3 protein-coding genes are annotated in these 2,571 nt (G+C 75.4%); 2 read left to right on the forward strand and 1 reads right to left on the reverse strand.

The window, feature by feature from the left end; translation table 11 throughout:
- Positions 1-628 (reverse strand): MFS transporter (locus tag ACWEVO_RS34800; RefSeq protein WP_452311657.1); only part of this gene is annotated, 628 nt, incomplete at its 3' end.
- Positions 629-704: 76 nt separating this feature from the next.
- Here ACWEVO_RS34800 and ACWEVO_RS34805 point away from each other — a divergent pair.
- On the forward strand, positions 705-1,349 hold the full coding sequence (locus tag ACWEVO_RS34805) for a TetR/AcrR family transcriptional regulator (RefSeq protein ID WP_452311659.1): 645 nt from the start codon (positions 705-707) through the stop codon (positions 1,347-1,349).
- 53 nt (positions 1,350-1,402) lie between these two features.
- On the forward strand, positions 1,403-2,571 hold a 1,169-nt coding region (locus ACWEVO_RS34810; RefSeq protein ID WP_452311658.1), incomplete at its 3' end, for a flavin-containing monooxygenase.

Raw genomic sequence — 2,571 nt, forward strand, 5'->3', positions numbered from 1 at the left:
GCAGCCGGTCGATCCCGGTCACTCCGACCAGCATGGCGGCCAGCATTCCGACGCCCAGCAGCGCGGCCATCCGCAGGTAGCCGCCGCGGGTGGGGGTGTCGCCGCCGGTCAGCAGCGGCGCCAGCAGCCCGGACAGCAGGATGCCAACGGTGAGGACCATCATCCGGAAGGCCATCAGCCGGGTGCGTTCGTGGTAGCCGATCCGCAGGTCCGCCGGGGTGGCCAGGTAGGGCACCTGGTACGCGGCGAACAGCAGGTTCCCGGCGATGAACAGCAGCGCCACCCAGGCCGCGGCGGGCGCGCCGGTGAGCTCGCCGGGCACCGCGAACAGCGCGGCGAAGGCCAGCGGCAGGAGGCAGCCGGCCAGCAGCAACCGGCGGCGGTGCCCCCGGCGGGCCTGCTCGACGTCGCTGCGGTGCCCGATCCACGGGTGCAGCACCACGTCGGCGATCTTCGGCAGCAGCAGGGTGAGCCCGGCCAGCCAGGGCGCCACGGCGAGCATGTCGGTCAGGAAGTACAGCAGCAGCAGCCCGGGCACGGTGAGCCAGACGCCCATGCCGAGCGAGCCGGCGGCGAAGCCGGTCAGCGGGCCGCGCCGCAGGGTGACGTCGCCGTCGAGCCCGGTCATCTGTGTCCTCCCCGGGCGCGCCGGCCCACCAATCCAACGGATGATGGATTGTAGGGGGAACAATGGCGGGATGACCATGCCCCGCCGGCGGCCGGGCCGGCCCCGCCGCGACGACCAGCGGCCGACCCGCGACCTCGTCCTCGCCGCCGCCACCACGCTGTTCGCCGACCGCGGCTTCGACGCGGTCAGCCTGCGCGACGTCGCCGCCGCCGCGGGCGTCGACGTGGCCACCGTCGCGCACCACACGGGTACGAAGGCGCAGCTCTACGACGCCTGCTTCGCCCGGGTCTTCACCGCCGAGCAGCAGGTCCTCGAGGCCGCCGGCGAGCGGGCGCGCTCGGCCCTGGCGGCCGGGTCCGGGGCGGCGCTGCGCGCGCTGCACGACCTGGTCGACGTCTTCGTGGACTTCCTGGAGGACCGGCCGGAGACCACCGCGCTGTGGCTGCGCCGGTGGCTGGAGCCGCACCGGCACGGCGACCTCGACCAGCGCTACGCGGCCCCGCTGTACGGGCTGGTCGAGCAGTTGCTCACCGCCGCGGCGCGCCGTGGCGCGCTGGTGGAGCCCACCCCGCACGTCACGGTGCGCAGCCTGGTCTGGGCGGTGCACGGGCACGTGGTGGCCCTCGCCGCGCAGGGCGGCGCCGGGGCCCGGGAGCGGCGGGAGTTCCGCGCCTTCGTGCACCGCTTCCTCGACGGGTTGTACCCGCCGGCCGGCTCTTGACGGTCCGCCGCCGGCTGGGCATTATCCATCAGGCGTTGGATTAAGGAGGCGGCATGACGGCACGGCCCAGGGTGGCGGTGATCGGCGCCGGGGCGGCCGGCCTGGCCACCCTCAAAGCGCTGCGCGACGCACGCGTGCCCGCGGTGGCGTTCGAGGCCGCCGACACCGTCGGCGGCCTCTGGATGTACGGGACCCCGGGCTCGCCCGCGTACCGGACGCTGCACCTGAACACCAGCAAGGGCCGCACCCAGTTCGCCGACCACCCGATGCCCGCCGACTGGCCCGACTACCCGGACCACACCCGCGTCGCCGGCTACCTCGCCGACTACGCCGACCGGTTCGGGCTGGGCGAGGACGTCCGGCTGCGGCACACCGTCGACCGGGTGTCCCGCGCCGCCGACGGCACCTGGACCCTGCACGCCACCGGACCCGACGGCCCCGTCCACGTCGACGTCGAGGCCGTGGTGGTCGCCAACGGCCACAACCGGGTGCCGAAGCTGCCCGACACCTACCCCGGCGAGTGCGCCGCCGAGCAGCTGCACAGCCACGACTACCGGGGACCGGAGCAGCTCGCCGGCCGGCGGGTGCTGGTCGTGGGCGGCGGCAACTCCGCGATGGACATCGCCGTCGACGCCTCGTACGCGGCCACCCGCACCCTGCTGTCCCTGCGCCGCGGCGTCTGGGTGGTGCCCAAGTACCTGCTCGGCCGCCCCTCGGACACCCTCAACGGGGCCCTCGCGCGCCGGCTGCCCTGGCGGCTACGGCAGCGGATCAGCCAGACCATGCTCACCGCCACCGTCGGCCCGCCCGGCCGGTACGGGCTGCCCGCCCCGGCGCACGGCTTCCTCCAGGACCACCCCACCCTCTCCGACGGCCTGCTGTCCCGGCTCACCCACGGCGAGATCGAAGCCCGCCCCGGCATCGCCCGGTTCGCCGGCACCCGAGTGGAGTTCACCGACGGCCGCGCCGACGAGGTGGACCTGGTGATCTGGTGCACCGGCTACCGGGTGGAGGTGCCGTTCCTCGACCCCGACCTGCTCGGCGACGGCGCCGACCGGCTGCCGCTGTACCGGCACGTCTTCCACCTCGACGCCCCCGGCCTGGCCTTCGTCGGGCTCATGCAGTCCACCGGGGCGGCGTTCCCGCTGGTCGAGGCGCAGGCCCGGCTGGTCGCCGGGCGGCTCGCCGGCACCTGGTCACCCCCGGACCCCGCCCGGCAGGC

It is taken from the genome of Micromonospora sp. NPDC003776 (assembly GCF_053605645.1).